The sequence below is a fragment of the Paraburkholderia sp. genome (genome assembly GCF_036488505.1).
Lineage (GTDB): Bacteria > Pseudomonadota > Gammaproteobacteria > Burkholderiales > Burkholderiaceae > Paraburkholderia.
On record NZ_DASXHN010000420.1, the window covers coordinates 1 to 25,786 of the forward strand.

General features: G+C 65.8%; 21 protein-coding genes. 13 read left to right on the plus strand and 8 right to left on the minus strand.

Features of this window, described 5'->3' with window-relative positions; translation table 11 throughout:
• On the plus strand, positions 1 to 1,022 hold a 1,022-nt coding region (locus VGH68_RS24270; RefSeq protein ID WP_331606253.1), incomplete at its 5' end, for an electron transfer flavoprotein-ubiquinone oxidoreductase.
• A gap of 315 nt (positions 1,023 to 1,337) precedes the next feature.
• On the opposite strand, the gene aroC is transcribed toward VGH68_RS24270, so the two are convergent.
• The 3 genes from aroC to VGH68_RS24285 all read right to left on the minus strand — a co-directional run bounded on the left by aroC (position 1,338) and on the right by VGH68_RS24285 (position 5,291).
• Positions 1,338 to 2,438 carry a chorismate synthase gene (gene aroC / locus VGH68_RS24275; RefSeq protein ID WP_331606254.1) on the minus strand — a complete coding sequence of 367 codons (1,101 nt, stop codon included), beginning with the start codon at positions 2,436 to 2,438 and terminating at the stop codon, positions 1,338 to 1,340.
• 236 nt (positions 2,439 to 2,674) lie between these two features.
• Positions 2,675 to 4,612, minus strand: a complete 1,938-nt coding sequence (locus VGH68_RS24280; RefSeq protein ID WP_331606255.1) for an MFS transporter — start codon at positions 4,610 to 4,612, stop codon at positions 2,675 to 2,677.
• A gap of 211 nt (positions 4,613 to 4,823) precedes the next feature.
• Positions 4,824 to 5,291 carry a CBS domain-containing protein gene (locus tag VGH68_RS24285; protein ID WP_331606257.1) on the minus strand — a complete coding sequence of 156 codons (468 nt, stop codon included), beginning with the start codon at positions 5,289 to 5,291 and terminating at the stop codon, positions 4,824 to 4,826.
• Positions 5,292 to 5,548: 257 nt separating this feature from the next.
• On the opposite strand from VGH68_RS24285, the gene VGH68_RS24290 reads away from it, so the two are divergent.
• The 3 genes from VGH68_RS24290 to VGH68_RS24300 all read left to right on the plus strand — a co-directional run bounded on the left by VGH68_RS24290 (position 5,549) and on the right by VGH68_RS24300 (position 8,402).
• Positions 5,549 to 6,964 (plus strand): O-acetylhomoserine aminocarboxypropyltransferase, encoded by a 1,416-nt coding sequence (locus VGH68_RS24290; RefSeq protein WP_331606258.1) that lies wholly within the window; start codon positions 5,549 to 5,551, stop codon positions 6,962 to 6,964.
• Positions 6,961 to 7,794 (plus strand): alpha/beta hydrolase, encoded by an 834-nt coding sequence (locus VGH68_RS24295; RefSeq protein ID WP_331606259.1) that lies wholly within the window; start codon positions 6,961 to 6,963, stop codon positions 7,792 to 7,794. Before VGH68_RS24290 ends, VGH68_RS24295 begins: the two co-directional genes overlap by 4 nt.
• A 287-nt stretch (positions 7,795 to 8,081) precedes the next feature.
• On the plus strand, positions 8,082 to 8,402 hold the full coding sequence (locus VGH68_RS24300) for an Mpo1-like protein (RefSeq protein ID WP_331606260.1): 321 nt from the start codon (positions 8,082 to 8,084) through the stop codon (positions 8,400 to 8,402).
• A gap of 88 nt (positions 8,403 to 8,490) precedes the next feature.
• On the opposite strand, the gene VGH68_RS24305 is transcribed toward VGH68_RS24300, so the two are convergent.
• On the minus strand, positions 8,491 to 9,792 hold the full coding sequence (locus VGH68_RS24305) for a YihY family inner membrane protein (protein WP_331606273.1): 1,302 nt from the start codon (positions 9,790 to 9,792) through the stop codon (positions 8,491 to 8,493).
• Positions 9,793 to 9,933: 141 nt separating this feature from the next.
• On the opposite strand from VGH68_RS24305, the gene wrbA reads away from it, so the two are divergent.
• The 4 genes from wrbA to VGH68_RS24325 all read left to right on the plus strand — a co-directional run bounded on the left by wrbA (position 9,934) and on the right by VGH68_RS24325 (position 13,507).
• The gene (gene wrbA, locus VGH68_RS24310) at positions 9,934 to 10,536 is read left to right on the plus strand and encodes an NAD(P)H:quinone oxidoreductase (protein WP_331606261.1); all 603 of its coding nucleotides are present in this window, start codon (positions 9,934 to 9,936) and stop codon (positions 10,534 to 10,536) included.
• Positions 10,537 to 10,706: 170 nt separating this feature from the next.
• Entirely contained in the window at positions 10,707 to 11,150 is a 444-nt protein-coding gene (locus VGH68_RS24315; RefSeq protein ID WP_414696981.1) for a DUF2069 domain-containing protein, read from the plus strand.
• A gap of 78 nt (positions 11,151 to 11,228) precedes the next feature.
• Positions 11,229 to 12,647 carry an FAD-binding oxidoreductase gene (locus VGH68_RS24320; RefSeq protein ID WP_331606262.1) on the plus strand — a complete coding sequence of 473 codons (1,419 nt, stop codon included), beginning with the start codon at positions 11,229 to 11,231 and terminating at the stop codon, positions 12,645 to 12,647.
• A gap of 53 nt (positions 12,648 to 12,700) precedes the next feature.
• Positions 12,701 to 13,507, plus strand: a complete 807-nt coding sequence (locus VGH68_RS24325; RefSeq protein WP_331606263.1) for a metallophosphoesterase — start codon at positions 12,701 to 12,703, stop codon at positions 13,505 to 13,507.
• Positions 13,508 to 13,727: 220 nt separating this feature from the next.
• Here VGH68_RS24325 and VGH68_RS24330 read toward each other — a convergent pair whose 3' ends face one another.
• Positions 13,728 to 13,877, minus strand: coding sequence for a hypothetical protein (locus VGH68_RS24330; RefSeq protein ID WP_331606264.1), 150 nt, complete (start codon positions 13,875 to 13,877; stop codon positions 13,728 to 13,730).
• A 360-nt stretch (positions 13,878 to 14,237) separates the two neighbouring features.
• Positions 14,238 to 15,176, minus strand: coding sequence for a LysR family transcriptional regulator (locus VGH68_RS24335; RefSeq protein WP_331606265.1), 939 nt, complete (start codon positions 15,174 to 15,176; stop codon positions 14,238 to 14,240).
• 197 nt (positions 15,177 to 15,373) lie between these two features.
• On the opposite strand from VGH68_RS24335, the gene VGH68_RS24340 reads away from it, so the two are divergent.
• The 4 genes from VGH68_RS24340 to VGH68_RS24355 are packed head-to-tail and all read left to right on the plus strand — an operon-like array spanning position 15,374 to position 20,471.
• Positions 15,374 to 17,107, plus strand: coding sequence for an efflux transporter outer membrane subunit (locus tag VGH68_RS24340; RefSeq protein ID WP_331606266.1), 1,734 nt, complete (start codon positions 15,374 to 15,376; stop codon positions 17,105 to 17,107).
• An 11-nt stretch (positions 17,108 to 17,118) separates the two neighbouring features.
• Positions 17,119 to 19,392: an FUSC family protein gene (locus tag VGH68_RS24345; RefSeq protein ID WP_331606267.1), complete on the plus strand. Its 2,274-nt coding sequence runs from the start codon at positions 17,119 to 17,121 to the stop codon at positions 19,390 to 19,392.
• Positions 19,382 to 19,582, plus strand: a complete 201-nt coding sequence (locus VGH68_RS24350; protein WP_331606268.1) for a DUF1656 domain-containing protein — start codon at positions 19,382 to 19,384, stop codon at positions 19,580 to 19,582. The genes VGH68_RS24345 and VGH68_RS24350 overlap by 11 nt, the downstream gene beginning before the upstream one ends.
• Positions 19,583 to 19,595: 13 nt before the next feature.
• Positions 19,596 to 20,471, plus strand: a complete 876-nt coding sequence (locus VGH68_RS24355; RefSeq protein ID WP_331606269.1) for an HlyD family secretion protein — start codon at positions 19,596 to 19,598, stop codon at positions 20,469 to 20,471.
• Between the two features lie 99 nt (positions 20,472 to 20,570).
• On the opposite strand, the gene VGH68_RS24360 is transcribed toward VGH68_RS24355, so the two are convergent.
• Positions 20,571 to 22,313 carry a methyl-accepting chemotaxis protein gene (locus VGH68_RS24360; RefSeq protein ID WP_331606270.1) on the minus strand — a complete coding sequence of 581 codons (1,743 nt, stop codon included), beginning with the start codon at positions 22,311 to 22,313 and terminating at the stop codon, positions 20,571 to 20,573.
• Between the two features lie 408 nt (positions 22,314 to 22,721).
• Here VGH68_RS24360 and VGH68_RS24365 point away from each other — a divergent pair, with 408 nt between their 5' ends.
• The gene (locus VGH68_RS24365; RefSeq protein WP_331606271.1) at positions 22,722 to 24,002 is read left to right on the plus strand and encodes an MFS transporter; all 1,281 of its coding nucleotides are present in this window, start codon (positions 22,722 to 22,724) and stop codon (positions 24,000 to 24,002) included.
• A 730-nt stretch (positions 24,003 to 24,732) separates the two neighbouring features.
• Here VGH68_RS24365 and VGH68_RS24370 read toward each other — a convergent pair.
• Positions 24,733 to 25,786: ShlB/FhaC/HecB family hemolysin secretion/activation protein (locus tag VGH68_RS24370; protein WP_331606272.1), on the minus strand; the 1,054-nt coding region annotated here is incomplete at its 5' end.

Genomic DNA, 25,786 nt, shown 5'->3' on the forward strand with positions numbered 1-25,786 from the left:
CGCAGGTCTACGGGATCGGGATCAAGGAACTGTGGGAAATCGATCCGTCGAAGCACAAGCCGGGTCTGGTGATGCACACCGCCGGCTGGCCGCTGGAAAACGACACGTACGGCGGCTCGTTCCTGTATCACATGGACAACAACCAGGTGGTGGTGGGCTTCGTGGTGGGCCTCGGCTATTCCAATCCCTATCTGTCGCCGTTCGAGGAATTCCAGCGCTACAAGACGCATCCGGCGATCCGCGCGGTTCTTGAAGGCGGCAAGCGCGTGTCGTACGGCGCGCGCGCGATCACCGCGGGCGGGCTGATGTCACTGCCGAAGCTGGTGTTCCCGGGCGGCGCGCTGGTGGGCGACGACGCGGGCTTTCTGAACGCCTCGCGGATCAAGGGTTCGCACGCGGCGATCAAGACCGGCATGCTCGCCGCGGACGCCGCGTTCGACGCGCTCCAGGCCGGCCGCGAAGCGGACGAACTGAGCGCTTACCCCGAAGCCTTCAAGACCTCGTGGCTCCATACCGAGTTGTATCGCGCGCGTAACTTCAAGCAGTGGATGAGCAAGGGCCTGTACCTCGGCACGCTGATGGTCGGCATCGAGCAGAAGCTGCTGGGCGGCAACGTGCCGTGGACGCTGCATCATCAGCATGCCGATCACGAGACGCTGAAGCCCGCTTCGCAATGCAAGCCGATCACGTATCCGAAGCCGGATGGCAAGCTTACGTTCGATCGTCTGTCGTCGGTGTTTATTTCGAACACGAATCACGAGGAAAATCAGCCGGCCCATTTGACGCTGAAAGACCCGTCGGTCCCGGTCCGCGTGAACTGGCAGACGTATGCAGGGCCAGAATCTCGTTACTGCCCGGCGGCCGTGTACGAGTTCGTCAAAAACGACGACGGCAACGAGCGGCTCGTGATCAATGCGCAGAACTGTGTGCACTGCAAGACCTGCGATATCAAGGACCCGACGCAGAACATCGTGTGGGTCACGCCGGAAGGCGGCGGTGGTCCGAATTATCCGAACATGTAAGCGGTGTTCCGCTTGCCTTCGCGGCGCAGGTCATCGCGCGCGCTGCGAAGGCTGATTTCGATGACGCGTTCGCGTTGTCGTCAACTTCCCTGCTGGTTTTCTTCTTTTACGATGGCCGAAGCCAATGCACGAACGTGCTTGCGACTGCTGACGGTCAGCTCAAGCCAATCTCGAAGTCGTCGATAAGGCGGTTTGATACGGGACACGCTCAGAGGGGATGCAGCGCGCTGCCTGTTCGTGAGCAGTCGTCTATCGTGGAGAGGAAAACGGCGGCGCTCGGCAAGCGCCGCTGATCGCGGCGCCATACCGTCAGCGTTACGGCGCGCTTGCCGCGATCTTCGGCGTGCTCACCGACACATCGCCACATTGCGCGCGATGACGCAGAGCGTGATCGATCAGCACGAGGGCGAGCATCGCCTCGGCGATCGGCGTCGCGCGAATGCCGACGCACGGGTCATGTCGACCGAAGGTTTCGACGACCGCCGGCTGGCCCGACTTGTCGATCGAGCGGCGCGGCGTGCGGATGCTCGACGTCGGTTTGATCGCGATCGACACCGTGATGTCCTGCCCCGTCGAAATACCGCCGAGCACGCCGCCCGCGTGATTGCCGACGAAGCCTTGCGGCGTCAGCTCGTCGCCGTGCACCGAGCCGCGTTGCGCGACGCTCGCGAAGCCCGCGCCGATTTCGACGCCCTTCACCGCGTTGATGCCCATCATCGCGTGCGCGATGTCGGCGTCGAGACGGTCGAACAGCGGCTCGCCGAGGCCGACCGGCACGCCGGAGGCGACCACGTTGATGCGCGCGCCGATCGAGTCGCCGTCCTTGCGCAGCGCGTCCATGTACGCTTCCAGCTGCGGCACGATGTCGGCGTTCGGCGCAAAGAACGGGTTCTCGCGCACGTGCGCCCAGTCGACGAACGGCACGTCGATCTCGCCGAGCGCCGCCATATAGCCGCGCACTTCAGTGCCGAACTTCTCGCGCAGCCACTTCTTCGCGACCGCCCCCGCCGCGACCGTCGGTGCCGTCAGCCGCGCCGACGAACGGCCGCCGCCGCGATAGTCGCGAATGCCGTACTTGTGCCAATAGGTGTAGTCAGCGTGGCCCGGCCGGAACGTCTCGGCGATGTTGCCGTAGTCCTTGCTGCGCTGGTCCGTGTTGCGGATCAGGAGCGCGATCGGTGCGCCGGTCGTCGTGCCTTCGAACACGCCCGACAGAATCTCGACCTTGTCTTCTTCCTGGCGCTGCGTGACGTGGCGCGACGTGCCAGGCTTGCGGCGGTCGAGCTCGAACTGGATATCGGCTTCGTTGAGCGCCATACCCGGCGGGCAGCCGTCAACCACGCAGCCGATAGCGGGGCCGTGCGATTCGCCGAAGGTCGTGACCGTGAAAAGCGTGCCGAGCGTGTTGCCGGACATGAGGGTCGTCCAAAGAAATGCGGGGAGAGCGCTATTATGCCAGCCCGCTACGCGGGGAGCCTGTCAACGCGGCGTTCGTGGCCGAACGGCCAGGGCGGCCACCCGCTCGCGCATTTTTCGTGCGCTATTCGTGCGCTACGGAGCCCAGCTGCGGTTTGCCGCAGCTTCCTCACCCGGCGTCGCAAGCATCGAACCGGCCGGATCATCTCCCAGCCAAGCCGGGTCAGGAGCGGCCGTTATTTGCGCAGCCCACGCAATTCGGTCACGATCTGCTGCAGTTTCTCCGGCGTCGCGAGCGCGGGCTCGATCGGCTCGCCGACCACGAGGGTGAGCCGGCTCATCACGCCCTTGTGGATAGGCCGCGGCCAGTGCGCGTCGAGGTCGCGCGAAAACACGCTGCCCCATAACCCGCGTAACGCCATCGGAATAACCGGCGCCGGCACGCGCCTGACGATCTCGGTCACGCCATGGCGAAACGGATTCGTGTCGCCGGTGCGCGTCAGCTTGCCTTCCGGGAAGATACACACGAGTTCGCCGTCGGCGAGCGCCTGCGCGCACTGGTCGTACGCGTGCGTGAGCAACGCCGCGTCCTGATGCGCGGGCGCGATCGGAATCGCCTTTGCATGGCGGAACAGCCAGCCGGCAAACGCCGCCCGGAAGATCTGATGGTCCATCACGAAGCGGATCGGCCGCGGGCTCTCGGCCATGATGACGAGCGCATCGACGAAGCTCACGTGGTTGCACACGAGCACCGCCGCGCCCTCCTGCGGAATCCGCTCGGCATGCACGAGCCGGATCCGGTAGAACGTATGCACCAGCAGCCAGGCGATAAAGCGCAACAGAAACTCAGGCACCAGCGAATAGATATAACCCGCGACGACCACGTTCAGCAGCGCGGTCACGAGAAAGATCGCCGGGATGCTGAAACCTGCGGCGGTCAGGCCCATTGCCATCAGCGCCGACACGATCATGAACAGCGAGTTCAGGATATTGTTCGCGGCGATGATGCGCGCGCGATGGCTCGGCTGACTGCGGCTCTGGATCAGCGCATACAGCGGCACGCTGTAGAAACCGCCGAACATCGCGAGCAGGAACAGATCGGCGAGCACGCGCCAATGCGCGAGCCGGCCGAGGAATTCGCCGACGCTCAGCAGATGCCCAGCCGGGGGCAGCGCGTGACTGGCGAAAAAGAGGTCGATCGCGAAGACGCTCATACCGATCGAGCCAAGCGGCACGAGGCCAATTTCGATACGCCGCTTCGACAGCCTTTCGCAGAGCAACGAGCCGATGCCGATGCCAATCGAGAACGTCGCGAGCAGCACGGTCACGACGTCGGGGTTGGCGGACAGCACGTCTTTCGCGAAATTGAAAAACGATGCGAGGAACGTCGCGCCGACGAACCACAGCCACGATATGCCGAGCAGACTCAGGAACACGGTGCGGTTTTCGCGCGCGAGCCTGAGATTGCGCCAGGTTTCGCTGACCGGATTCCAGTTGATGCGCAGATCGGGCTGCGGCGCCGGCGTGCCCGGCACGAAGCCAGACACGACGCGCCCGGTCAGCGCGATCGCGATGCACGCGCCAGCGAGCACCACCTCGCCATGCTCGGCGAGCCCCGCGCCCGCGCCGCCGATGATCGTGCCGACCAGGATCGCGACGAACGTACCCATCTCGACCATGCCGTTGCCGCCGACCAGTTCCGTCTTCGACAGATGCTGCGGCAGATACGAATATTTGACCGGACCGAACACGGTCGAATGGACGCCCATCAGGAACGTGCATAGATACAGCAGCGGCGCGCTATGCAGCCAAAAACCGCCGCCGCCGACCAGCATGACGCCGATCTCGAAAGTCTTGACGAGCCGCGTCAGGCTCGCCTTGTCGTATTTGTCGGCGATCTGTCCCGAGGTGGCCGACAGCAGCACGAACGGCAGAATAAAAATCGCCGCGATCAGGAACGCCGCGGTCTTCGGATCGACGCCCGAAAAACGCGCCGCCTGATAGGTCACCAGCGATGTAAAGCCGATCTTGAACACGTTGTCATTCATCGCGCCGAGGAACTGTGTCCAGAAAAACGGCGCAAAACGACGCTGGCCGAGCAGGCGAAACTGGGATTCGTGTGCTTCCTGCGCGCGAGCGGCGCGGCGGGCGGCAGGCAAAGGACGATCGCTCATGAGGTTCCGGGACGGCGTGAAGCAGGGATGGCGCGGCCGACGGCGCGGACGACGGAAAGGCGGCTCGGCAGATCAGCGCAACTGGCGCGCGATGCGGTCGAACGTGAGACCGAAGAAGCTGGACACAAAAAAAGCGCACGCTTTCGCGCACGCCTTTGCAGCGGATTCGCGCCCGGAGCACGGCCCGAGCGCGACTTCCCCACTACGCGCATTAGCGCGTCGGCTGCTGCTCCCGGCCTTCCTGTTCCTCCGGCCAGTCGCGGATATAGGCTTTCAGCATACGGTTCTCGAAACCCTGTTCCTCGACCACCGCCTTCGCGACGTCGTAGAACGAGATCACGCCCATCAACGTGCGGCTGTCCATCACCGGCAGATAGCGCACATGATGCTCGAGCATCATGCGGCGCACTTCGTTGACGTCGGTTTCCGGCGTACAAGTGAGCGGATGGTCGTCCATCACCTTACGGATCGTCGAAGTGCCGACGCTGCCGCCGTTCTCGCTCAGCGTCAGAATGATCTCGCGAAACGTCAGCATGCCGACGAGGTCGCCGTACTCCATCACGACCAGCGAGCCGATATCGTGCTCGGCCATCGTGTTGACGGCGTCATGCAGCGTGGTATCCGGCGTGACCGTAAAAAGGGTGTTGCCCTTGACTTTCAGAATGTCGCTGACTCGCATGATCTATCTCCTGATACCGCTAATTCTGCAATGCATGAATGGTTTTTCGATCCTATCGGAAAGGCCCATAAAAGGAAAGCGGCCCGCCCAGCAAGGCCCCGCGGGGCGTTCGTCAGATCGGGTTGATGAGCTTTTTGCGCGCGCGCGCGCGTGCTTCCCGCAACAGGCCGGCGCAGCCGTGCCCGAAGCCCTGCGCGCCGGTGATAGGATGGCCGGCACGCCAACTTCGCAAGGCCGCTTTCGGCCCACCGCCCACGATGCCCGCCAACCGTTTCGATACGCTTGCGCTGCACGCCGGCGCCGCGCCCGACCCCACCACCGGCGCGCGCGCTACACCCATCTATCAGACCACGTCGTTCACGTTCCGCGATTCGGATCACGCCGCAGCGCTGTTCAACATGGAGCGCGCCGGCCACATCTATTCGCGCATCTCGAATCCGACCGTCGCCGTGTTCGAGGAGCGCATCGCCGCACTCGAAAACGGCGCGGGCGCGATCGGCACCGCGAGCGGCCAGGCGGCGCTCCATCTGGCGATCGCGACGCTGATGGGCGCGGGCGCGCACATCGTCGCATCCAGCGCGCTGTACGGCGGCTCGCACAACCTGCTGCAATACACGCTGCGGCGCTTCGGCATCGAGACGACCTTCGTCAAACCCGGCAACCTCGACGCATGGCGCGCCGCGCTGCGCCCCAATACCCGGCTGCTGTTCGGCGAAACGCTCGGCAACCCGGGGCTCGACGTGCTCGACATCGCCGCGCTCGCGCAGATCGCGCGCGAACATCGGGTACCGCTGCTGGTCGACTCGACGTTCACGACGCCCTATCTGCTCAAGCCGTTCGAGCATGGCGCCGACTTCATCTATCACTCGGCGACCAAATTCCTCGGCGGCCACGGCACGACGATCGGCGGCGTGCTGGTGGACGGCGGCACCTTCGACTTCGCTGCGTCTGGCCTCTTTCCGGAATTCACCGAACCTTACGACGGCTTTCACGGCATGGTGTTCGCCGAGGAAAGCACGGTCGCGCCGTTCCTGCTGCGAGCCCGCCGCGAGGGCTTGCGCGACTTCGGCGCGTGTCTGCATCCGCAAGCCGCATGGCAACTGCTGCAAGGCATCGAAACGCTGCCGTTGCGCATGGAGCGGCACGTCGCCAATACGCGGCGCGTGGTCGAATTTCTCGCGGGCCACGCGGCGGTCGACACGGTCGCTTACCCCGAATTGCCAGACCATCCGGACCATGCGCTTGCCCGGCGGCTGCTGCCGCGCGGCGCGGGCGCGGTGTTCAGCTTCAATCTGCGCGGCGACCGCGCGGCCGGACGCCGCTTTATCGAGGCGCTCACGCTGTTCTCGCACCTTGCGAACGTCGGCGATGCGCGTTCGCTGGTGATCCATCCGGCGTCGACGACGCACTTCCGGATGGACGCGGCCGCGCTCGCCGCGGCCGGCATCACCGAAGGCACGATCCGCCTGTCGATCGGTCTCGAAGATCCGGACGACCTGATCGACGATCTGAAGCGTGCGTTGAAGGCCGCGCAGAAAGGCCTGCAAACGGCGGGCGGCGGCACCGCGAGCCCGCGTGGCCAGGCCTCCGGGGCAAGCGCCGCCGGCACGAACGATCCCGCCTCCGCTGCCCCTGCCGGCGCGCCCTCGCCGTCCCGCCCGGAGTCCGCATGATCGTCACCGTTACAGGCAAAACGGCCTACGCGTACACCGGCGGCAAACCGTTCGACGCGCGCTTGCCGAGCGCGGTGTTCATCCACGGCGCCGAGCATGACCACAGCGTGTGGGGGCTGCAAAGCCGCTACTTCGCGCATCACGGCTTCGGCGTCCTCGCGGTGGATCTGCCGGGGCACTGCCGCAGCGCCGGCCCCGCGCTCGCCACGGTTGCCGCGATGGCCGACTGGCTCGCCGCGCTACTCGACGCCGCCGGGGTCGCGCGCGCGTTCGTCGCCGGTCACAGCATGGGCTCGCTGATCGCGCTGGACTTCGCCGGCCGCTATCCGCAACGCGCGACGCACCTCGCGCTGCTCGCGACCGCGATGCCGATGGCCGTCTCCGACGCGTTGCTCGACGCGGCGCTCAACCGCGAGCCCGAAGCGATCGACATGGTCAACCAGTGGTCGCATTCGACGCTCGCGGCCAAGCCGTCGTGCCCCGGCCCCGGCTTCTGGCTGCACGGCATGAACCAGCGGCTGATGGAGCGTGTCGCCGCGCGCGGCGAGCCGCACCTGTTTCACACCGACTTCACCGCCTGTCATACCTACACGGACGGCTTCTCCCGCGCGGCCCAGGTGCGCTGCGCGACGCGCCTGATCGTCGGCCGGCGCGATGCGATGACGCCGCCGCGCGCGGCCACAGCGATTGCCGATGCGCTCGCGCAGGGCGGCACGCCGGTCGACACCGTTACGCTCGAAGCAGGCCACGCGCTGATGACCGAGCAGCCCGACGCCACACTCGATGCACTGTTCAGCTTCGCATCGAACCCACCGCGCGACGCGCGATAACTTCGCGGGTGCGACGACCCGCGCTGAGCGTGCACGGGCCGCCAGCGCGCGCGAAGAGTCGCCGCAACGCGTTGAGAGTGGTCACGATAGCCGCTTGCACACCGTCGCGCCATCTGCCGAATGGCCAGGTTGCACTGGCCTGGCGATCGCCGGACAATGACTGAAGCTGTGCTTTCCAGCTCGTTTTGCAGCCCGCGCCTGCGCGGCCGGCGCACGGCCACGAAACGCGAAGGGCACGCGCCAATCACGTCGTATCGATCCAGCTGCACACGCATCAGGAGGCCGTCATGGCTCATACAGCACACACTGATCACTTCGCGAGCTTCGCGCAGTTCTATCCGTACTACCTGAGCGAGCATCGGAACCTGGTCTCGCGCCGGCTGCATTTCGTGGGCTCGCTCGGTGTGATCGGCTGCCTCGCGATGGCGCTCGCCACCGGCAACTGGTCATGGCTGCCGGCGGCTGTGATCTGCGGCTATGGCTTTGCGTGGGTTGGCCACTTTTTCTTCGAGAAAAACAGGCCGGCCACTTTTCGCCATCCGTTCTACAGCCTGATGGGCGACTGGGTGATGTTCAAAGACATCTGCGTGGGGAAAATTTCGCTGTAGTTGCGCTGGCAGCGGCGTCACGCGAAACAGCCGCGCAGCAAATCGCGCAATGGGGCCGCCGCATCACTTCACCGCACAAGCGGCAACGTCACGCGGCCTGGTGCGGCATCGACGCCGCGCCGCGCTCGTCCGCGTCGGCGCGCGCGGCGCGAGCGGCCGCCCGTGCCGCCAATAGCGCGGCGAGTGTCACCTTCAACTTGTCGTTATCGAGCGCCGCCAACAGCAGCGCCCCGTCCGTGCGCGTCGAATCCAGTTCGAGCTGATAGGTCAGCTCCGCGCGGTCGATCACGAACAGGTCGTAAAGCCGCTGCACCGTCACCTGCGCCGGATTCGCCAGCAGCACGAAGTGCGGGCCGGTATCGTCTTCCTGCAGCCGCGCGATCCACTCGATCTCCTCGAGCCGCTGCAACAGCATCAACGTCGTGTCCATGTCGCGACGAAGCATGCGCGCAAGTTCAGGCATCGTATAACCGCGCTTGCCGGCATCGCGCGCCTCCGAGAGCCGCGCGAGCAATTCGAGTGAATCGAACAGATTGCTGCCGTTGAACACCGGCCGGTGAAACTGACCGATGCGGATCGCCGGCAACGCCGACGCGAACATCGCCCCGGTGAGCGTGATGAACCAGCACAGATACAGCCACAGCAGGAATAGCGGCACCGCGGCGAACGCGCCGTACACCGCGGTGTAGGTCGGGATGCGGCGCACGTAATAACCGAAGCCGCGCTTGGCGAGTTCGAACGCCACCGCGGCGATCACGCCGCCGACCACCGCATCGCGCCATTCGACGCGGCAGTTCGGCAGATACACATAAAGAATCGTAAACGCCAGCGCCGTCAGCGGCAGCGTCGCGCCCGCGAGCGCCCATTCGATCAGAGGCGTGAGGCGCTGCGCGGCCGAGAAGGTCATTGATTGCGTGAACAGATACGACGAGATCGACAGGCTCACGCCGATCAGGATCGGGCCGAGCGTGATGATCGCCCAATAGACCAGCACGCGCTGCGCGACGGGCCGCGCCTTGCGCACGCGCCAGATCACGTTGAACGCGGATTCGACGGTCATCATCGTCATCACCGCGGTGACGAACAGGATGATCATGCCGATTGTGGTGAGCCCCTTGGCCTTCGACGCAAACTGGTTCAGATACTTGAAGATCTGGTCGTTCAGCTGGGCGGGCATCAGGTGCTCGGCGAGGAAAAACTGCAGCGACGCCTGAAACGAGCTGAAGATCGGGAACGCGGTGAACAGCGCGAAGGCGACCGTGGCGAGCGGCACGAGCGAGAGCATCGTCGTGAACGTCAGACTGCCCGCCACCTGTGGAATCCGGTCCTCACCGATGCGTTGCGCGGCGAACTGCGCGAGCCGTTTGAGCGTGTCGAGATCGAGACGCATCCTGAACAACAAACCTGCCTCCTTGCTTCGTGACGCGCCAAACCGGGACTGCGCAAACCGCGCGCGACACCTGGCCGAACGGCTATCCGTGGCCTGTGCGGCGGACCGAGCCCCTATAATACCCGTTCAACAATGAGGCCTATGAAAGACATTCTCGTGCTTTATTACAGCCGTCATGGCGCCACTCGCGAGCTCGCGCTGGCGATCGCGCATGGCGTCGACAGCGTCCCCGGCATGCAGGCGCGGGTGCGCACGGTGCCGGCGGTTTCCACGGTCTGCGAAGCGGCCGAACCGGACATCCCCGCCGAAGGACCGCCTTACGTCGAACTGCGCGATCTCGAGGAATGCGCGGGCCTCGCGCTCGGCTCGCCGACCCGCTTCGGCAACATGGCCGCCGCGCTCAAATACTTTCTCGACGGCACCACGCCGCAGTGGCTGGCAGGCGCGTTGTCGGGCAAACCGGCCTGCGTCTTCACGTCGACCGGCAGCCTGCACGGCGGCCAGGAAGCCACGCTGCTATCGATGATGCTGCCGCTGCTGCATCACGGCATGCTGATCGTCGGCATCCCTTACACCGAGAGCGCGCTTTCCACCACGCAGACCGGTGGCACGCCGTACGGCGCGTCGCATTTCTCGCGCGCCGGCAGCGCCGGGCAAGGCATCTCCGCCGACGAGCGGACGCTCGCGGTCGCGCTTGGCGCGCGCGTCGCGCGTACGGCCGCGTCGATGAGCGAAAGACCGTGAGCGAACCGGGACCGCGGCCAGCGGAAAACGGCGCCGCCCGCCCGGGCGCGCACCGCGCCGGAGCCACGCTCGCGAACCACCTCGCGCACCACCTCGCGAACGCGGTGCAGCCGCCAAACGATGTGAACGCCGAGCATCCGGCAAATGAGGCCAACGCAACCGCCGCACGCATCGCCGCGCAAGCGTCGCTGCGCACAGCCGCCCTGCCCGTCGAGCCCAAAGCCGCCGCCGCGCTCGTCGCCGCATTCACGCTGGTCGCGATGATCGCGCTCGCCGCCGCATGGGAAGGTTGGCTCGCGCCGCTGCGGCCAGGCGGCTCGCTGCTCGTGCTGAAGGCGTTACCATTGCTCTCGGCGCTGCCGGGCGTGTGGCGGCGGCGGCTCTACACGCTGCAATGGGCGTCGATGCTGATCCTGCTGTACTTCGCCGAGGGCGTCGTGCGCGGCTGGAGCGATCATGGACTGAGCGCCCGGCTCGGCTGGCTGCAAGCAGCGCTGGCGGTGATCTTCTTCGTCAGTGCGCTCGCTTATGTCGGGCCGTTCAAGCGCGCGGCAAAGCGGGCTGCGAAACAGGCCGCCGCGCAAGCCGTCAGCGAGCCGGCCCCACCCGCGTGAAGCCCGCCAGAAGCTCACCTGCAGCCCACGCCCTACCCACGAGATTCGACGCGACTCCCACACCGCAGACCGACCCACATGACTCCCACCGCCTTCCTCGCCGCCTGCCGCGACGCCATCGGCGCGGCCCACGTGCTGACCGACCCGCACGACACCGCCCCTTACCTCACCGACTGGCGTCGCCGCTACACCGGCGCGGCGTGCGCGGTGCTCTGCCCGGGCACGTCGGCCGAAGCCGCGGCGCTCGTGAAACTCGCCGTCGCGCATCGCGTCGCGCTGGTGCCGCAGGGCGGCAACACCGGTCTCGCGGGCGGCGCGACGCCCGACATGAGCGGCGCGCAGGCGGTCATCAGTCTGCGGCGGCTGAATCGCGTGCGCGATATCGATCCGCACAACAATACGATCACGGTCGAGGCCGGCGTGGTCCTCGCCGACGTGCAGCAGCACGCCGAGGCGGCCGGCCGTCTATTTCCGCTGAGCCTCGCGGCCGAAGGCAGCTGCACGATCGGCGGCAATCTGTCGACCAACGCGGGCGGCACCGCGGTGCTGCGCTATGGCAACGCGCGCGAGCTGTGCCTCGGCCTGGAAGTCGTGACGCCGCAAGGCGAGTTGTGGGACGGCCTGCGCGGACTGCGCAAGGACAACACCGGCTATGATCTGCGCGATCTGTTCATCGGCGCGGAAGGCACGCTCGGACTCATCACCGCGGCGGTGCTGAAGCTGCACACGCAGCCGGCCGCGCGTGTCACCGCCCTTGCCGGGCTGGCGTCGCCGCATGCGGCACTCGATTTCCTCGCGCTTACGCAGCGTGTCGCCGGCCCGCTGCTGACCGGCTTCGAACTGATGTCGGATTTCTGCCTGCGCCTCGTCGGCCAGCATTTCGCGCAGATGCGCTATCCGTTCGCCGAGCCGCATGCGCAGGTCGTGTTGCTCGAACTGTCAGACAGCGAAAGCGAGGAACACGCGCGTGCGCTGTTCGAAGCGCTAATGGAAACCGCGCTTGAACAGGGCATGGTCGAAGACGCGGTGGTCGCGGAAAACCTCGCGCAGTCGCGCGCATTCTGGGATCTGCGCGAGCACATTCCGCTCGCGCAGGCCGAGGAAGGGCTCAATATCAAGCACGACATCGCGGTCGCGATCTCGCGCATCGGCCACTTCATCGAAGCGACCGACGCCGCCATCGCGCAGGCCGCGCCGGGCGCACGCATGGTCACCTTCGGTCATCTCGGCGACGGCAATCTGCACTACAACGTGCAGGCGCCCGAGGGCGTCGATGCAAACGCGTTTCTCGCCCAGTACCAGAGCCCGATCAACCGGGTCGTCTACGACAGCGTACACGCGCATCGCGGCAGCATCAGCGCGGAGCACGGGCTCGGCCAGTTGAAGATCGACGAGGCCGCGCACTACAAGCAGGACGTCGAACTGCGGATGATGCGCGCGATCAAGCAGGCGCTCGATCCGCTGAACCTGATGAATCCGGGCAAGGTGCTACGCTAATGCCAGAAGCCTCCGCGCCGCGGCGTGGAGGCGTTTTTTCAGGAGTCGCGTCCGTGAAGATCCGCGTACTGTCCGACCTGCATCTGGAGAACGACGAGCCCGAGCTGATTGCCCATGCGCACGCGGATCTGGTCGTGCTGGCCGGCGACATCCACAACCATGCCGCGGGTCCGCGCTGGGCCGCGCAGGCGTTCGACGGCGCGGTGCCGGTCGTCTACGTGCCGGGCAATCACGAGTACTACGACGGCGAGTTCGGCGCGCTCGAAAGCGCGTTGTTCGACGCGGCCGGCCAGGTCGACAACGTGCATGTGTTGAACAACACCGCGCTCGTCGACAGCCAGGGCCGCTGGCGCGTGCTCGGCACGACGCTGTGGACCGACTTCGCGCTCTACGGCGCGGCGCCGGCCGCCATCGACGACGCCGTCGACGCCGCGCGCCGCGTGATGCTTGATTATCGCGGGCTGATCAGGATCAACTGGCCGCACGACCCGCATGACGCCGAGCGCGATTTCACGCCCGCCGATTCGCTCGCGCTGCACCGGCGCGCGCGTGCGTGGCTCGAAGGCGAGCTCGCGAAACCCTTTGCCGGAAAGACGATCGTCGTCACGCATCACGCGCCGCATCGGCTGAGTCTTGCTGGGCGTTATGCGGAAGATCGCGTGTCGGCGGGCTTCGTCAATCATTTGCCGGAACTCGTCCGCGCGCCTGTCGCGTTGTGGATTCACGGCCACACGCATACGCCGTTCGACTACGTGGTGAACGGCACGCGCGTCGTATGCAATCCGCGTGGTTATTTCGACCGGCGCACCGGTCAGTGGGAAAATCCGCTGTTTGCGTGGGACAAGGTAGTCGAGATCTAGCGGGGCCGCTGAATGTGGACGCGAAGCGGGTTCGCGAGTGACGCGCGACACGAAGCCGGACATGAAGCGGGACACGAAGCGCGGCGGATGTTCGGACCGCCACGTCCGCAATCGCTGATCGCAGCGGCGATGCGGCGCTCGGAAAAAACAAGGAGATCGGCTGGAACCGTGCGATCCGAGGACTTTTCAAAACGGGCCATGCCGGCCCGGTTCAGCCATCTCAGCGCTCGCGCCGCGCATCCGGCTGCTCGATCTTGACCGGCACGAGTCGCGGTTGCTGTTCGCGCAAGCGGCGCAGCAGATCGCGCGATGCGGCCACGCCGATCAGTCCAAACATGACGGCCATGCCGATCATCAGGTGCGTATCCATGAATGTGTCGTCCTTCAGTGAGTGCGATGCGCCAGCTGGCGGCGGATTCAGCGCGTGGCCGGAGAACGGCAGCGCGTGAACGACACGTTAGCAAATCAGCCGCGCACGAGAAGTAAAGAAATGTTGCCGCATTGCGCGTGTGTAACAGGTTGCCGCCGCGGGGTGTCACGTTGCGCGTTGCCCGGACGTCAAGTTTTGCAAGAGCGTGCGCATCACGCGTACGCGGCGGTACGCATGCTGCGTCGAGAGGTTCACGGCGAAGGGCACGGGCAAGCGCGCGTGGCAGTGTGTGCGGCGGTGCATAAGCAGTGCATCCGGCAGTGCGTCCGAAATACGATTTAAACGCGCTCAAGCGCGCAATCACGATCGCGCGAACTGCCGCAACTCTGCCTGATCCGCGGCGAGCGTCGCAGGCAATTCGTCGCGCAGAAACTCGACCCACGTACGGATCTTCGCGTCCAGATACTGCCGCGACGGATACAGCGCATACAGGTTCATCGGCTGCGCCACGTATTCCGGTAGCAGCCAGACGAGTTCGCCGCTGCGCAGCCATCGAATGGCCGAATAGAGCGGAATCAGGCCGACGCCCATGCCCGCGCACGCCGCCGCCGCCATCGCTTCGGCCACGTTCACCTGAAACGTGGTCGGACCGAGCGCGACGGTTTCATCGCCGTTCGGGCCGTCGAAGGTCCATTTGTCCGGCGGGAATATCGGCGTCACCATTTGCATGCACGTGTGCTGCGCGAGGTCAGCGGGCGTTTGCGGCACGCCGCGCTGCTCGAGATACGCCGGTGATGCACAAGCAATGCTGAATGCGCTGCCCAGGCGCTGCGATATCAGTCCCGAATCCGGCAGGTCGGTCGCGAGCGCAAGCGAAACGTCGAAGCCTTCGTCGAGCAGATCGGGCATGCGCTGCGCGAGCGTCAACTCGACGTGCACCTCCGGATACCGCTTCTGATAGCGCCCGACCGCGGGCACCACATAGTGCTGGCCGAAGCTCGTCATTGCGTGGACCTTGAGCTTGCCCGACGGGCGCGCATGCGCATCGCTCGCCTCGGCCTCCGCCTGATCCACATATGCGAGGATCTGCTCGCAGCGTTGCAGATAGCGCTCGCCGGCCTCGGTCAGCGCGATGCGGCGCGTGGTGCGGTTCAACAGCCGCGTGCGCAGGTGCGCTTCCAGGTCGGACACCGCGCGCGACGCGTAAGCGGTGGTCGTATTCAGATGCTGCGCGGCACCCGTGAAGCTGCCTGCTTCGACGACGCGAACGAAAACGCGCATGTTTTGAAGCGTGTCCATACCCTCACTCCGGTCGCATGCAACGCTTGCGGTGAAGCAACAGCATTGCACTTCTGAATGGCGGCGATTGTTACACGATCGGCAAAGGCGATTATCTCATGACGCGTAAAAATGCCTTGCACCTTTACCTGTTATTCCCTAATCGATCAAAAAATATAATTGCACGCAAGCTTCTATAGTCATTTCTGGGAGAAATCGTGCAGTCTCCGGTACCGAAAGGGATTGCCGCGGCAGCGGTTCTTACAATTCTATTAACAATCGCCGGCTGCGCAAATACCGCGGGCATCGCACCGCAAACGCACGCCACCGCCGCTGCTTCGCTCGACGCGGGCAACGCGATTCGGGCCGCCAACGCCGCTGCGCAGTGGCCCGCCACCGACTGGTGGCGCGCCTATAACGATCCCCAGCTGAACCAGTGGATCGACGCCGCACTCGCCGGCAATCCGAGTCTCGCGCTCGCGCAGGCGCGCGTGCGCGAGGCCGCGTCGATGGCCGGCGTCGCGCGTGCGGCGCTCGCGCCGCAAGTCAACGGCGAATTGTCGATCCAGCGTCAGAAGTGGGCCGACAACGTGTACTACGGTCCCGGACCGCTCGCGGGCGAGCAGTCGTGGAACAACACCGGCACGCTCGGTCTGTCCTATCACCTCGACCTGTGGGGCAAGGACAGGAACGCCGCCGGGCGCGCGCTCGACCTCGCGCACGCGAGCGCCGCCGATGCGCGCGCCGCGCAGCTCGAATTGCAGGCCAACGTGGTGCGCGCTTATGTGGCGATGTCGCTGAACTATGCGCTGCTCGACATCGCGAAAGCAACGCTGCAGCAACAGCAGCAGATCGTCGATCTCGCGAACCGGCGCCTGAAAGGCGGCATCGGCACGCAACTCGAAGTGAGCCAGGCCGAAACGCCGCTGCCCGAATACGAACGCGAAATCGACGCGATCGACGAAAAGATCGCGCTCGGCCGCAATCAGCTGGCCGCGCTCGCCGGCAAGGGCCCGGGCGCCGGCGACGCGATCCAGCGGCCCGCGCTGTCGCTGGCCTCGTCCGCCGCGCTCGCCAGCCTGCCGGCCGCGCTGCCCGCCGATCTGATCGGTCATCGGCCCGATGTCGTCGCCGCACGCTGGAGCGTCGCCGCACAGGCACGCGGCATCGACGTCGCGAAGGCGGACTTCTATCCCGACATCAACCTGCTCGCGTCGATCGGCGGCTATGCGGCGATGGGGCCGCTGTTCCAGTTTCTGAAGAATCCGTCGCATAGCTGGAGCGCGGGTCCCGCGCTGTCGCTGCCCATCTTCGACGGCGGCCGGCTGCGCTCGCAGCTCGGCGCCGCGTCGGCGGGCTACGACGAGGCGGTCGAGCACTACAACCAGTCGATCGTCAATGCGCTGAAGGACATCTCCGACCAGGTGATCCGCATCCGCTCGCTGGCGACCCAGGCCGACGCCGCTGATCGCTCGGTCGCCGCGGCTCGCAAGAACTATGATCTGGCCCGCGAAGGCTACCGGCGCGGCTTGACCGATTATCTGAACGTGCTCGCCGCGCAAAGCCAGTTGCTGCGCGCGCAGGAAGGTGTCGCGAAAGTGCAGGCCGAACGGCTCGGCGTGCACGCGTCGCTGATGACGGCGCTCGGCGGCGGCCTCGACGACCCGGCCAATGGTCCCCCAGACAGCGAAACGCTGCCGGCGCATGGCAAAGGCAACGGGAACAGCGGCGTGGTGAACGGCGAAGCGAACGAAGCGATGCCGCCGGACGCGGCGGCGGCAACCGGCCGCAACGGCCGCAACGGCCGCGGCCGCAGCGGCGATAGCGGCGATAGCGGCGATACCGACGATAGAGGCCACAGCGACCCCAGCGGCCTCGCGGCCGCCACTGCCGCCGATGCCAGCCCGGCCTCCATCGCATCGCGCGCGGCCCGCGCGCCCGCGACCGAGTAAGGAAGCCGGTCATGTCCGTACCCTCCGCCACCCGACGCCCGAGCGCGTTCGCCGCGTTCTACGAGGCCGCCGCCGACTGGGCGCGCACCGACGGTCTCACGTGGATCTACCTGTTCAAGGCGCTCGCCGCGTGTTTTCTCGCGCTCGGTATCGCGATGAAGCTCGATCTGCCGCAACCGCGCACCGCGATGACGACCGTCTTCATCGTGATGCAGCCGCAAAGCGGCGCGGTGTTCGCGAAAAGCTTCTACCGGATTTGCGGCACGCTGGTCGGCCTCGTCGTGATGCTCGCGCTGCTCGGCCTGTTCGCGCAGCAGCCGGAGCTGTTCATCGTCTCGACGTCGATCTGGGTCGGCATCTGCACCGCGGGCGCCGCGCGCAACCGCAACTTCCGCTCGTATGGCTTCGTGCTGGCCGGCTACACCGCCGCGCTGATCGGCATTCCGGCTTCGCAGCATCCGGACGGCGCGTTTCTGAGCGCGCTCACGCGCGTCGCTGAAGTCGTGATCGGCATCCTCTGCGCGGGCGCGGTGAGCGGCCTCGTGTTTCCGCGCTTCGCCGGTATGCAGATGCGCGGCACCGTGCGCGCGCGTTTCTCGGCGTTCGTCGAGTACGTGTCGGCGTCGCTGGCCGGGCGCAACGACCGCGCGCGGATCGAGGCGACCAACGCGCGCTTCGTCGCCGATATCGTCGGCTTCGAGGCGGCGCGCAGCATCGCGGTGTTCGAAGGCCCCGATTCGCGCATGCGCGGCGGCCGTCTGGCGCGGCTGAACAGCGAGTTCATGACCGCATCGACGCGCTTTCACGCGCTGCATCAGCTGATGAACCGTCTGCGCGCGAATCGCGACAGCGGCACCAACGGCACTGACGACGCTGACGGCGCTGACGGCAGCCATGGCAACAACGGCCCGGCGCTCGCGATCGCCGGGCTCGAACCGTACTTCCGCGAGGTCGCCCCGCTACTCGCGAAATCCGGCGAGCCGGTACTGAGCGCCGCCGACGCCGCGCACGCCGCCGCCCAGCTCGACGCCTACAAGGCCGAGTTGCCGAGCCGGGTGCGCGCGACCCGCGCCGAACTGCAAACGCATGCCGACGCGCCGCTGCTCGACTTCGATACGGCCGCCGAGTTGCTGTACCGCTTCATCGACGACCTGCACGCGTACGCGGCGACCTATGCGTCCCTCTCGCTCGACACGCATGCGCGCGAGCGCTGGATCGAGCGCTACGAGCCGAAGACCAATGGGATTGCGGCCGGCGTCGCCGGCGTGCGCGCGGCCATCGTGATGATGATGCTCGGCGCGTTCTGGATCGCGACCGCGTGGCCGAGCGGCTCGACGTTGACGCTGACCGCGGCGGCCGTGTGCGCGCTCGCGTCATCGGCGCCGGATCCGAAGCGCACCGCGTTCCAGATGGCCGGCGGCACCATGCTGGCGACGCTGATGGGGCTGATCGCGGTATTCGGCGTGTTCCCGCACATCGACGGCTTCGTGATGCTGTGCATCGCGCTCACGCCGTTCCTGCTGCTCGGCGTGTCGATGACCACACGCCCGCGGCTCGCGGGCTACGGCGTCGGCTACTGCATCTTCTTCTGCTTCCTCGCGGGCCCGGACAACCTGATGCATTACGACCCGAGCGCGTTCATGAACGACGCGCTGGCACTGGTGCTATCGATGCTGGTGTCGTCGATCGCGTTCGCGGTGCTGCTGCCGCCGTCGACACCCTGGCTGCGCAATCGTCTGCTCGTCGATCTGCGCCGCCAGGTGGTGCTCGCCGCTCGCGCGGGCCTCGCTCGCGTGCGCTCGCGCTTCGAGAGCGGCGCACGCGATCTGATGTTCCAGATCAACGCGCTGTCGCCGAACGAGCCCGACGTCAAGCGCGACACGCTACGGTGGCTGTTCTCGGTGCTCGAAGTCGGCAATGCGGTGATCGATCTGCGCCGCGAAGTGGCCGCGCTGCCGTCGCACCCGCGCTACGCAACAACGGCGCCGTGGCGGCTCGCGTTGCGCGCGCTGCTCGATGCGCTCGCCGCGCTGTTCGACAGGCCGCGTGAAGACCGCTTCGCGAGCGCGCTCGCCGCGACCGCCGAGGCGATCGCCGAAGTGCAGCAGACGATGGCCCGCTTTACACCGTCGCGCGACGAGCGCGATCAACTGCTGCGCATCCTCAGTCAACTGCATTTCATCCGTACCGCGCTGCTCGATCCGCAGTCGCCGCTCGCGTCGGCGACGGGCGGACACGGCCGGCGCGGCGACCCACCAGAAGAAGGAGTTCCCCATGCCACGTGATATCGCCGTGCTGGATGCTTACGTGCCGGCCATCGTGCTGCTGTTCATCGCGGGCGCCGCGCTCACCTGGGTGCTGGATCGTGTGATCGCCTATACGGGCCTTTATCGCGTGGTGTGGCACCCGTCCCTGTTCCGGGCCAGCTTGCTCGTGTCTGTGTGCGGCCTCCTCGGCCTCGCCGTTTATCGTTGATCAGAGTCGAAACATGACCATCCGAAATCTTGTGGGCTTCATCGCGACAGCCGTTATTTTTATCGTCGCGATACTGCTTGGGCGCGCGCTGTGGGTGCATTACATGGACGAACCATGGACCCGCGACGGGCGCGTGCGCGCCGAGATCGTCAACGTCGCGCCGGATGTATCCGGCGCGATCGTCGATCTGCCGGTCAAGGACAACCAGCTCGTGAAGAAAGGCGACCTGCTGATGCAGATCGATCCGTCGCACTATCAGATCGCCGTCGAACAGGCCCAAGCGGCCGTCGCCGCGCGCCGCGCCGAACTGCAAATGAAGCGCGACGATGCGAAGCGCCGCGCCGATATGGATTCGCTGGTGGTATCGAAGGAAAGCCGCGAAAACGCGACGCATACCGCGTCCGCCGCCGAAGCCGCGTACCAGCAGGCGCTCGCCGCGCTCGACGCCGCGAAGCTGAACCTCGACCGCACGCGCGTGGTATCGCCGGTCGACGGCTACGTGACGAATCTGTCGGTGTTCCGCGGCGACTATGCGAGCGCGGGCGCCGCGAAGCTCGCGATCGTCGACAGCCACTCGTTCTGGGTCTACGGCTACTTCGAGGAAACCAAGCTGCCGCACATGCGAATCGGCGACAAGGCCGACGTCAAGCTGATGAGCGGCGGCACGCTGCAAGGCCATGTGGAGAGCATCTCGCGCGGCATCTACGACCGCGATAATCCGCAAAGCCATGAACTGCTCGCCGACGTCAACCCGACGTTCAACTGGGTGCGCCTCGCGCAGCGCGTGCCGGTACGCGTGAAGATCGACTCGGTGCCCAGCGACGTGATGCTTGCGGCAGGCACGACCTGCACGGTGGTCGTCCGGCCGGCGGCGGTGAAGCCAAGCTGACGCTCACGACCTGCGGCGTGCGTTGAATCGCGAATCGAAGCGCGCGCCGCGACAGCGGGAAACGGCAGTCCGATCCGCCGCGACCGCGTTCGTCGAGCATCAGAGCCTGAACTTGCCCACCATCGTCTTCAACGCGCGCGCCTGATCGTCGAGCGAGCGGGCCGCGGCGGTCGCCTGTTCCACCAGCGCGGCGTTCTGCTGCGTGCCGGCATCCATCTGCGTGACCGCGAGGTTGATTGCCTCGATGCCGGCGCTCTGCTCCGACGACGCGGCCGAGATCTCGCCCATGATGTCGGTCACGCGCTTCACCGCCTTGACGATTTCGTCCATCGTCTGACCGGCGTCCGCGGCAAGCGCCGAGCCGTTGCCGACGCGCTCGACCGAGGTCTGGATCAACGCCTTGATCTCCTTGGCGGCCGCCGCGCTGCGCTGCGCGAGGTTGCGCACCTCCGCCGCGACCACCGAAAAGCCGCGTCCTTCCTCGCCCGCGCGCGCCGCCTCGACCGCCGCGTTCAGCGCGAGGATGTTGGTCTGAAACGCGATTCCCTCGATCACGCCGATGATGTCGCCGATGCTGCGCGCACTGTCGTTGATCTCGTTCATCGTCGCGACCACGCGGTTCACCACCGCGCCGCCCTGCTCGGCGATCTCCGACGCGTTGTTCGCGAGCGTGCTCGCCTGCTTCGCGTTGTCGGCGTTCTGACGCACCGTCGAGGTCAACTGCTCCATGCTGCTGGCGGTGCGTTCGAGCGAGAACGCCTGCTGCTCGGTGCGCTGCGACAGGTCCAGATTGCCCATCGAAATCTGCCCCGACGCGGTGGCGATCGCATCCGCGCTCGAAGCAATGTCGGCCACCGTGGTCGCGAGCCCGCTTTGCATGTCGGACAGCGCGAACAGCATGCTCGAACGGTCCTTGCCGCCGAGCGCGATGCGGTTCGACAGATCGCCCGCCGCGATGCGGCTCGCGATTTCCTTCGCGTACGCGGGCTCGCCCCCCAACTGCCTGGTGAGCCGCCGTACCACCCATGCGGCGATCCCGAACGCGAGCGCAATGAGCGCGAGGGTCATCACTGCGATCATCACGAACGACGAGTGATAGATAAAGGCGGACGCGGCGATCGTCGCCTTCGCGGCGGTGCCGCGCTGCGCAACCAGTTCGTCGACGAGTTTCTCGAGCTTGCCGGTTTCGACCAGCAGCGACACGTCCTGGGTGCCGACCTGCCAGTTCATCTGCGACAGATCGAGCGGCTGTGCTTTGATCAGCGTCACGAAGTCGCGCAGATGGGTGCTCCATGTCGCAACGGCGGCGGCAAACGCTTTCTGCCCGGCGAGCGCCTTCGGGTCCAACGTATCGACGTATTGCTGCAGCGTACGCAGTTGCTCGCCCAGATCGGCGATCGCGTGCTCGATGTCGGCGCCGAGTTCGTCGCGCTCCTTCGCGGTGGTCGCGGTGAGCAGCATCTTTTGCGCGCGGCTAGCGCGCAGCATGTCGCCACGCGCTTCCTCGGCGGCGCGGCTGGCCACGTGGCCCTGATCGTAGATCGACTGCGCGGATGCGTTCAGCCGGCCGATCTGCAGCAGCGAGAACACGCCGATCAGCAGCGTGCCGAGCAGCAGCACCGCGAACGCGATCAGCAGCGTCGCCTTGACCGATAGAGGCGGGCGTTTCGCCGCGGTGCGATCCCGCGGGTTGCCGGCCGCCCTGCTGCCCGGCGCCGCCTGCGCTGCCCCGTTCATTGACCCATTGCCTAGCACGCGCACGGCGTCCCCGTCGCTTCGCGCCACTGCTCTCATATTCCCCGCCTCCACATATCGACCGGCCGGAAAGGTCGGTTCCGGCATCACCGCTTATCTCCTTCGGTCTACGGCAGAAATGTCCGTCTTCTTGAATGCCGCTTACTCCATCGCAGCGGTGCTGCGCATCGCCGCCGCTCGACCGCGAGCGCTTTATACCCTGGCCAAAATACCGGCAAAAAAGCGGCTGTCGGATTGATCGGATGATCCGCCGCCAGGCGCGGCCGCGCACGCAACAGCGGCCCATGTCCGGTTCACGACAAAAGTTGTCCGCACGCTTTGCTCAAGCCACATTAAACTTCGTCTACTTGCTTACAGGCGCCGCGTCCGAATGCCGCGGCGCACTACGAGAGCGGCCTGTCGGACGCTTACGAGGCGCCCGCCACACCGATCTCCCGCCGACTTTTCGCCGATTTTTCAATCGCCCACCGTTTGCCTTCATCTCTCTGCCAGCGTATGGAAACCCGCCTCGATAAAAGCGCCCTCGCCAGCGCATCCGCCACGGGCACCGGTGCGGCGCCAGCCTCCGCCGCCGCGCCGGTGGCCGCCAAGGTCCAGCGCACGGTCTACTCCGTGCTCGGTGCGATCAGCTTCTCGCACCTGCTCAACGACATGATCCAGTCGTTGATTCTGGCGATCTATCCGATGTTCAAGGACAACTTCTCGTTGTCGTTCGGGCAGATCGGCCTCATCACGCTGACCTACCAGGTCACCGCGTCGCTGCTGCAACCGCTCGTCGGCAGCTATACCGACAAGCATCCGAAGCCGTACTCGCTGCCGGTCGGCATGGGCTTTACGCTCGCCGGCCTGCTGCTGATGTCGGTCGCGCCGAGCTTTAGGGTGCTGCTGATCGCCGCGGCGCTGGTGGGCTGCGGCTCGTCGGTGTTCCATCCGGAATCGTCGCGGGTTGCACGGATGGCCTCCGGCGGCCGTCATGGGCTTGCGCAGTCACTGTTCCAGGTCGGCGGCAACGCCGGTTCGTCGCTCGGGCCGCTGCTCGCCGCGCTGATCGTGATTCCGCATGGCCAGCGCAGCATCGCGTGGTTTTCCGCGGCGGCGCTCGTCGCCATCGTCGTGCTCACGCAGATCGGCCGCTGGTACAAGCGTCATCCATCGGTGAAGAAGGCGCGCGGCCAGGCTACCCACGCGACGCTGCCGCGCAACAAGGTCATCATGGCGATGAGCGTGCTCGTGCTGCTCGTGTTCTCGAAGTACTTCTACCTTGCGAGCATCAACAGCTACTTCACGTTCTATCTGATCGACAAGTTCCATCTGCCGGTGCAGGCCGCGCAGATCCATCTGTTCGTGTTTCACGCGGCGGTCGCGGCCGGCACGGTGATCGGCGGGCCGATCGGCGACAGGATCGGCCGCAAGTATGTGATCTGGGTGTCGATCCTCGGTGTGGCGCCGTTCACGCTGCTGCTGCCGTACGCGAACCTGTTCTGGACCGGTGTGCTCACGGTCGTCATCGGCATCGTGCTGGCCTCGGCGTTCTCGGCGATCCTCGTGTATGCGCAGGAACTGATTCCGGGCAAGGTCGGGATGGTCGCCGGGCTGTTCTTTGGTTTCGCGTTTGGGCTGGGTGGGGTCGGCGCAGCGGTGCTCGGGCAACTGGCCGACGCGACCAGCATCGCGTTCGTCTATAAGGTTTGCTCGTTCCTGCCGTTGATTGGTGTGCTGACGGTGTTGCTGCCGGATGTGGAGGGTAAGAGGGGCGATAAACGCGCGAAGGCTTGATTGTGTGTGCGGGGGCGGCGGTACGCTAGGACTGGGCGGGGTCTGGTTTTCGTTGTTGTCGTTGTTCTTGTTGTTTGGGCCTTGTTTTCTTGTCGGTTTATTAGCGTTGCCCCTGTGCGGGGCGGCACCTACTTTCTTTGCGGCTGCAAAGAAAGTAGGCAAAGAAAGCAGCTTTAAACCGCTAATTCCTAAGTGGGTCCCCTGGCTCGGAACGGGCAGTGGTGCATCTGGAATCTGTGCCCTCGCACACTCCGTGTTCGTGACAAAGCCGTCATCCGCACCCACTCCGCAGTGCGTGCGTCGCGGACGGGTCTGCTAGGGAAACCAGCAGGGCGGCCCGCGCGGCAGGGCCGTCGGCTGCGCCTCGCTACGGCGCGCGCAGCGCCGCCGGAAGAATGACGGCCTTGTCACTAGCGCCGAATGTGCGAGGACACAGATTCCAGATGCACCACTACCGGTGGTGAACCGAGGTGCCCACTTAACAGCTTACGGTGTGAAGCTGCTTTCTTCCTACTTTCTTTGCAGCCCCAAAGAAAGCTGGTGCCGCCCCGCACAGGGGCGTCATATTCGTAAGCCCTTGTGCCTTGCAACGCTTGCCAGGCAAGGCTTGCAACGATTGAGCGGGCTGCTGCGTCCATTGAAAGACCTCCCGTGGAAAGCCAGTGGGAAACCGCGGGAGCTTTGGGGGAAGCCCACGCGTCACACGCTCCAGCACCAGATGCGGTCGACGTTAGAACTGCGCCGTCACCCGAAAACCCAGCGTCACGCTCGGCGCAGGAAAGCCGGACGGCGCATAGATCGGCGTACCCGCGAAGACGTCGTAGCTGTACGTACCGAGACTCGACGGCACCGAAGCCTTGAGGCCGATGACCGCGCCTGCGAGTTGTGTACCGGCGAGATTGGCGGCAGACGGACCCCACAGGTGGCCGTAGTCGAAGCCGGCATAAAGAACCTGTCCTGTCTGTCCGAGCGGATACTGGAGTTCGTTACGCCAGTAGAAACCCTTTTCCGCCGCCAGCATCGTCTGACCGCTAAAGCCGCGCACCGTATAGCGGCTCCCGATTGTCAGGTCGTCGATATAGTTCAGTTCGTCGTGGGTGAACTGTCCGTGTACCGTACCGATATAGCGAAGCGGCTGACCGGCGACCGCGAACGGCACCGAGAGGTTCGCGTCGAGGGTCGCCATCTTGAAGCGGTAGGTCGGGCCACCCGGCGTATCGGGCATCGCCCCGAGTCCGCCGATACCCTGGCGGTAAGCGAGCGTGCCATCGAACTGCGCCGCGCCAAAGTAATGACGGTTGGTCAGTCCCGCCTCGATAAACGTATTGTCGCGATACTGCTGTGGGATTTCGGTATCCTCGATAAAGCTCGCGCCCCACCGTTTGATAAGCTGGAACTCGACGCCCGACACATCGTTCTGGCTGCGATGGACAACCCGCTCAAGTTTGAAGCCCGCCGTCTGCGCGTTGCCGCTCGCTACGAAAATCTGGCTGGCTTGTGCAACCTGCTGGTAGTACGTGTTCGTATAGCCGTATAGCGTACCGGTCCAGTAACCCCACGGCACCGCATACGAGGCATTCCAGCCGTGCGTACCGAGGTCGTGATTGCCAAACTGCAAATCCTGGTTGAACCCCGCCGAGAGAATGTCATTCAGGCCCAGGAGGTTATACAGGCCGAGCGTTACGTTACCGACATAGCGGCCCGTCTCGTTGGTGCCCGAGTTGTCTGCCGAGACGACGAGCGACCACGGCTTGGAGCGCTCGACGGTCACGACGACGTCGCTC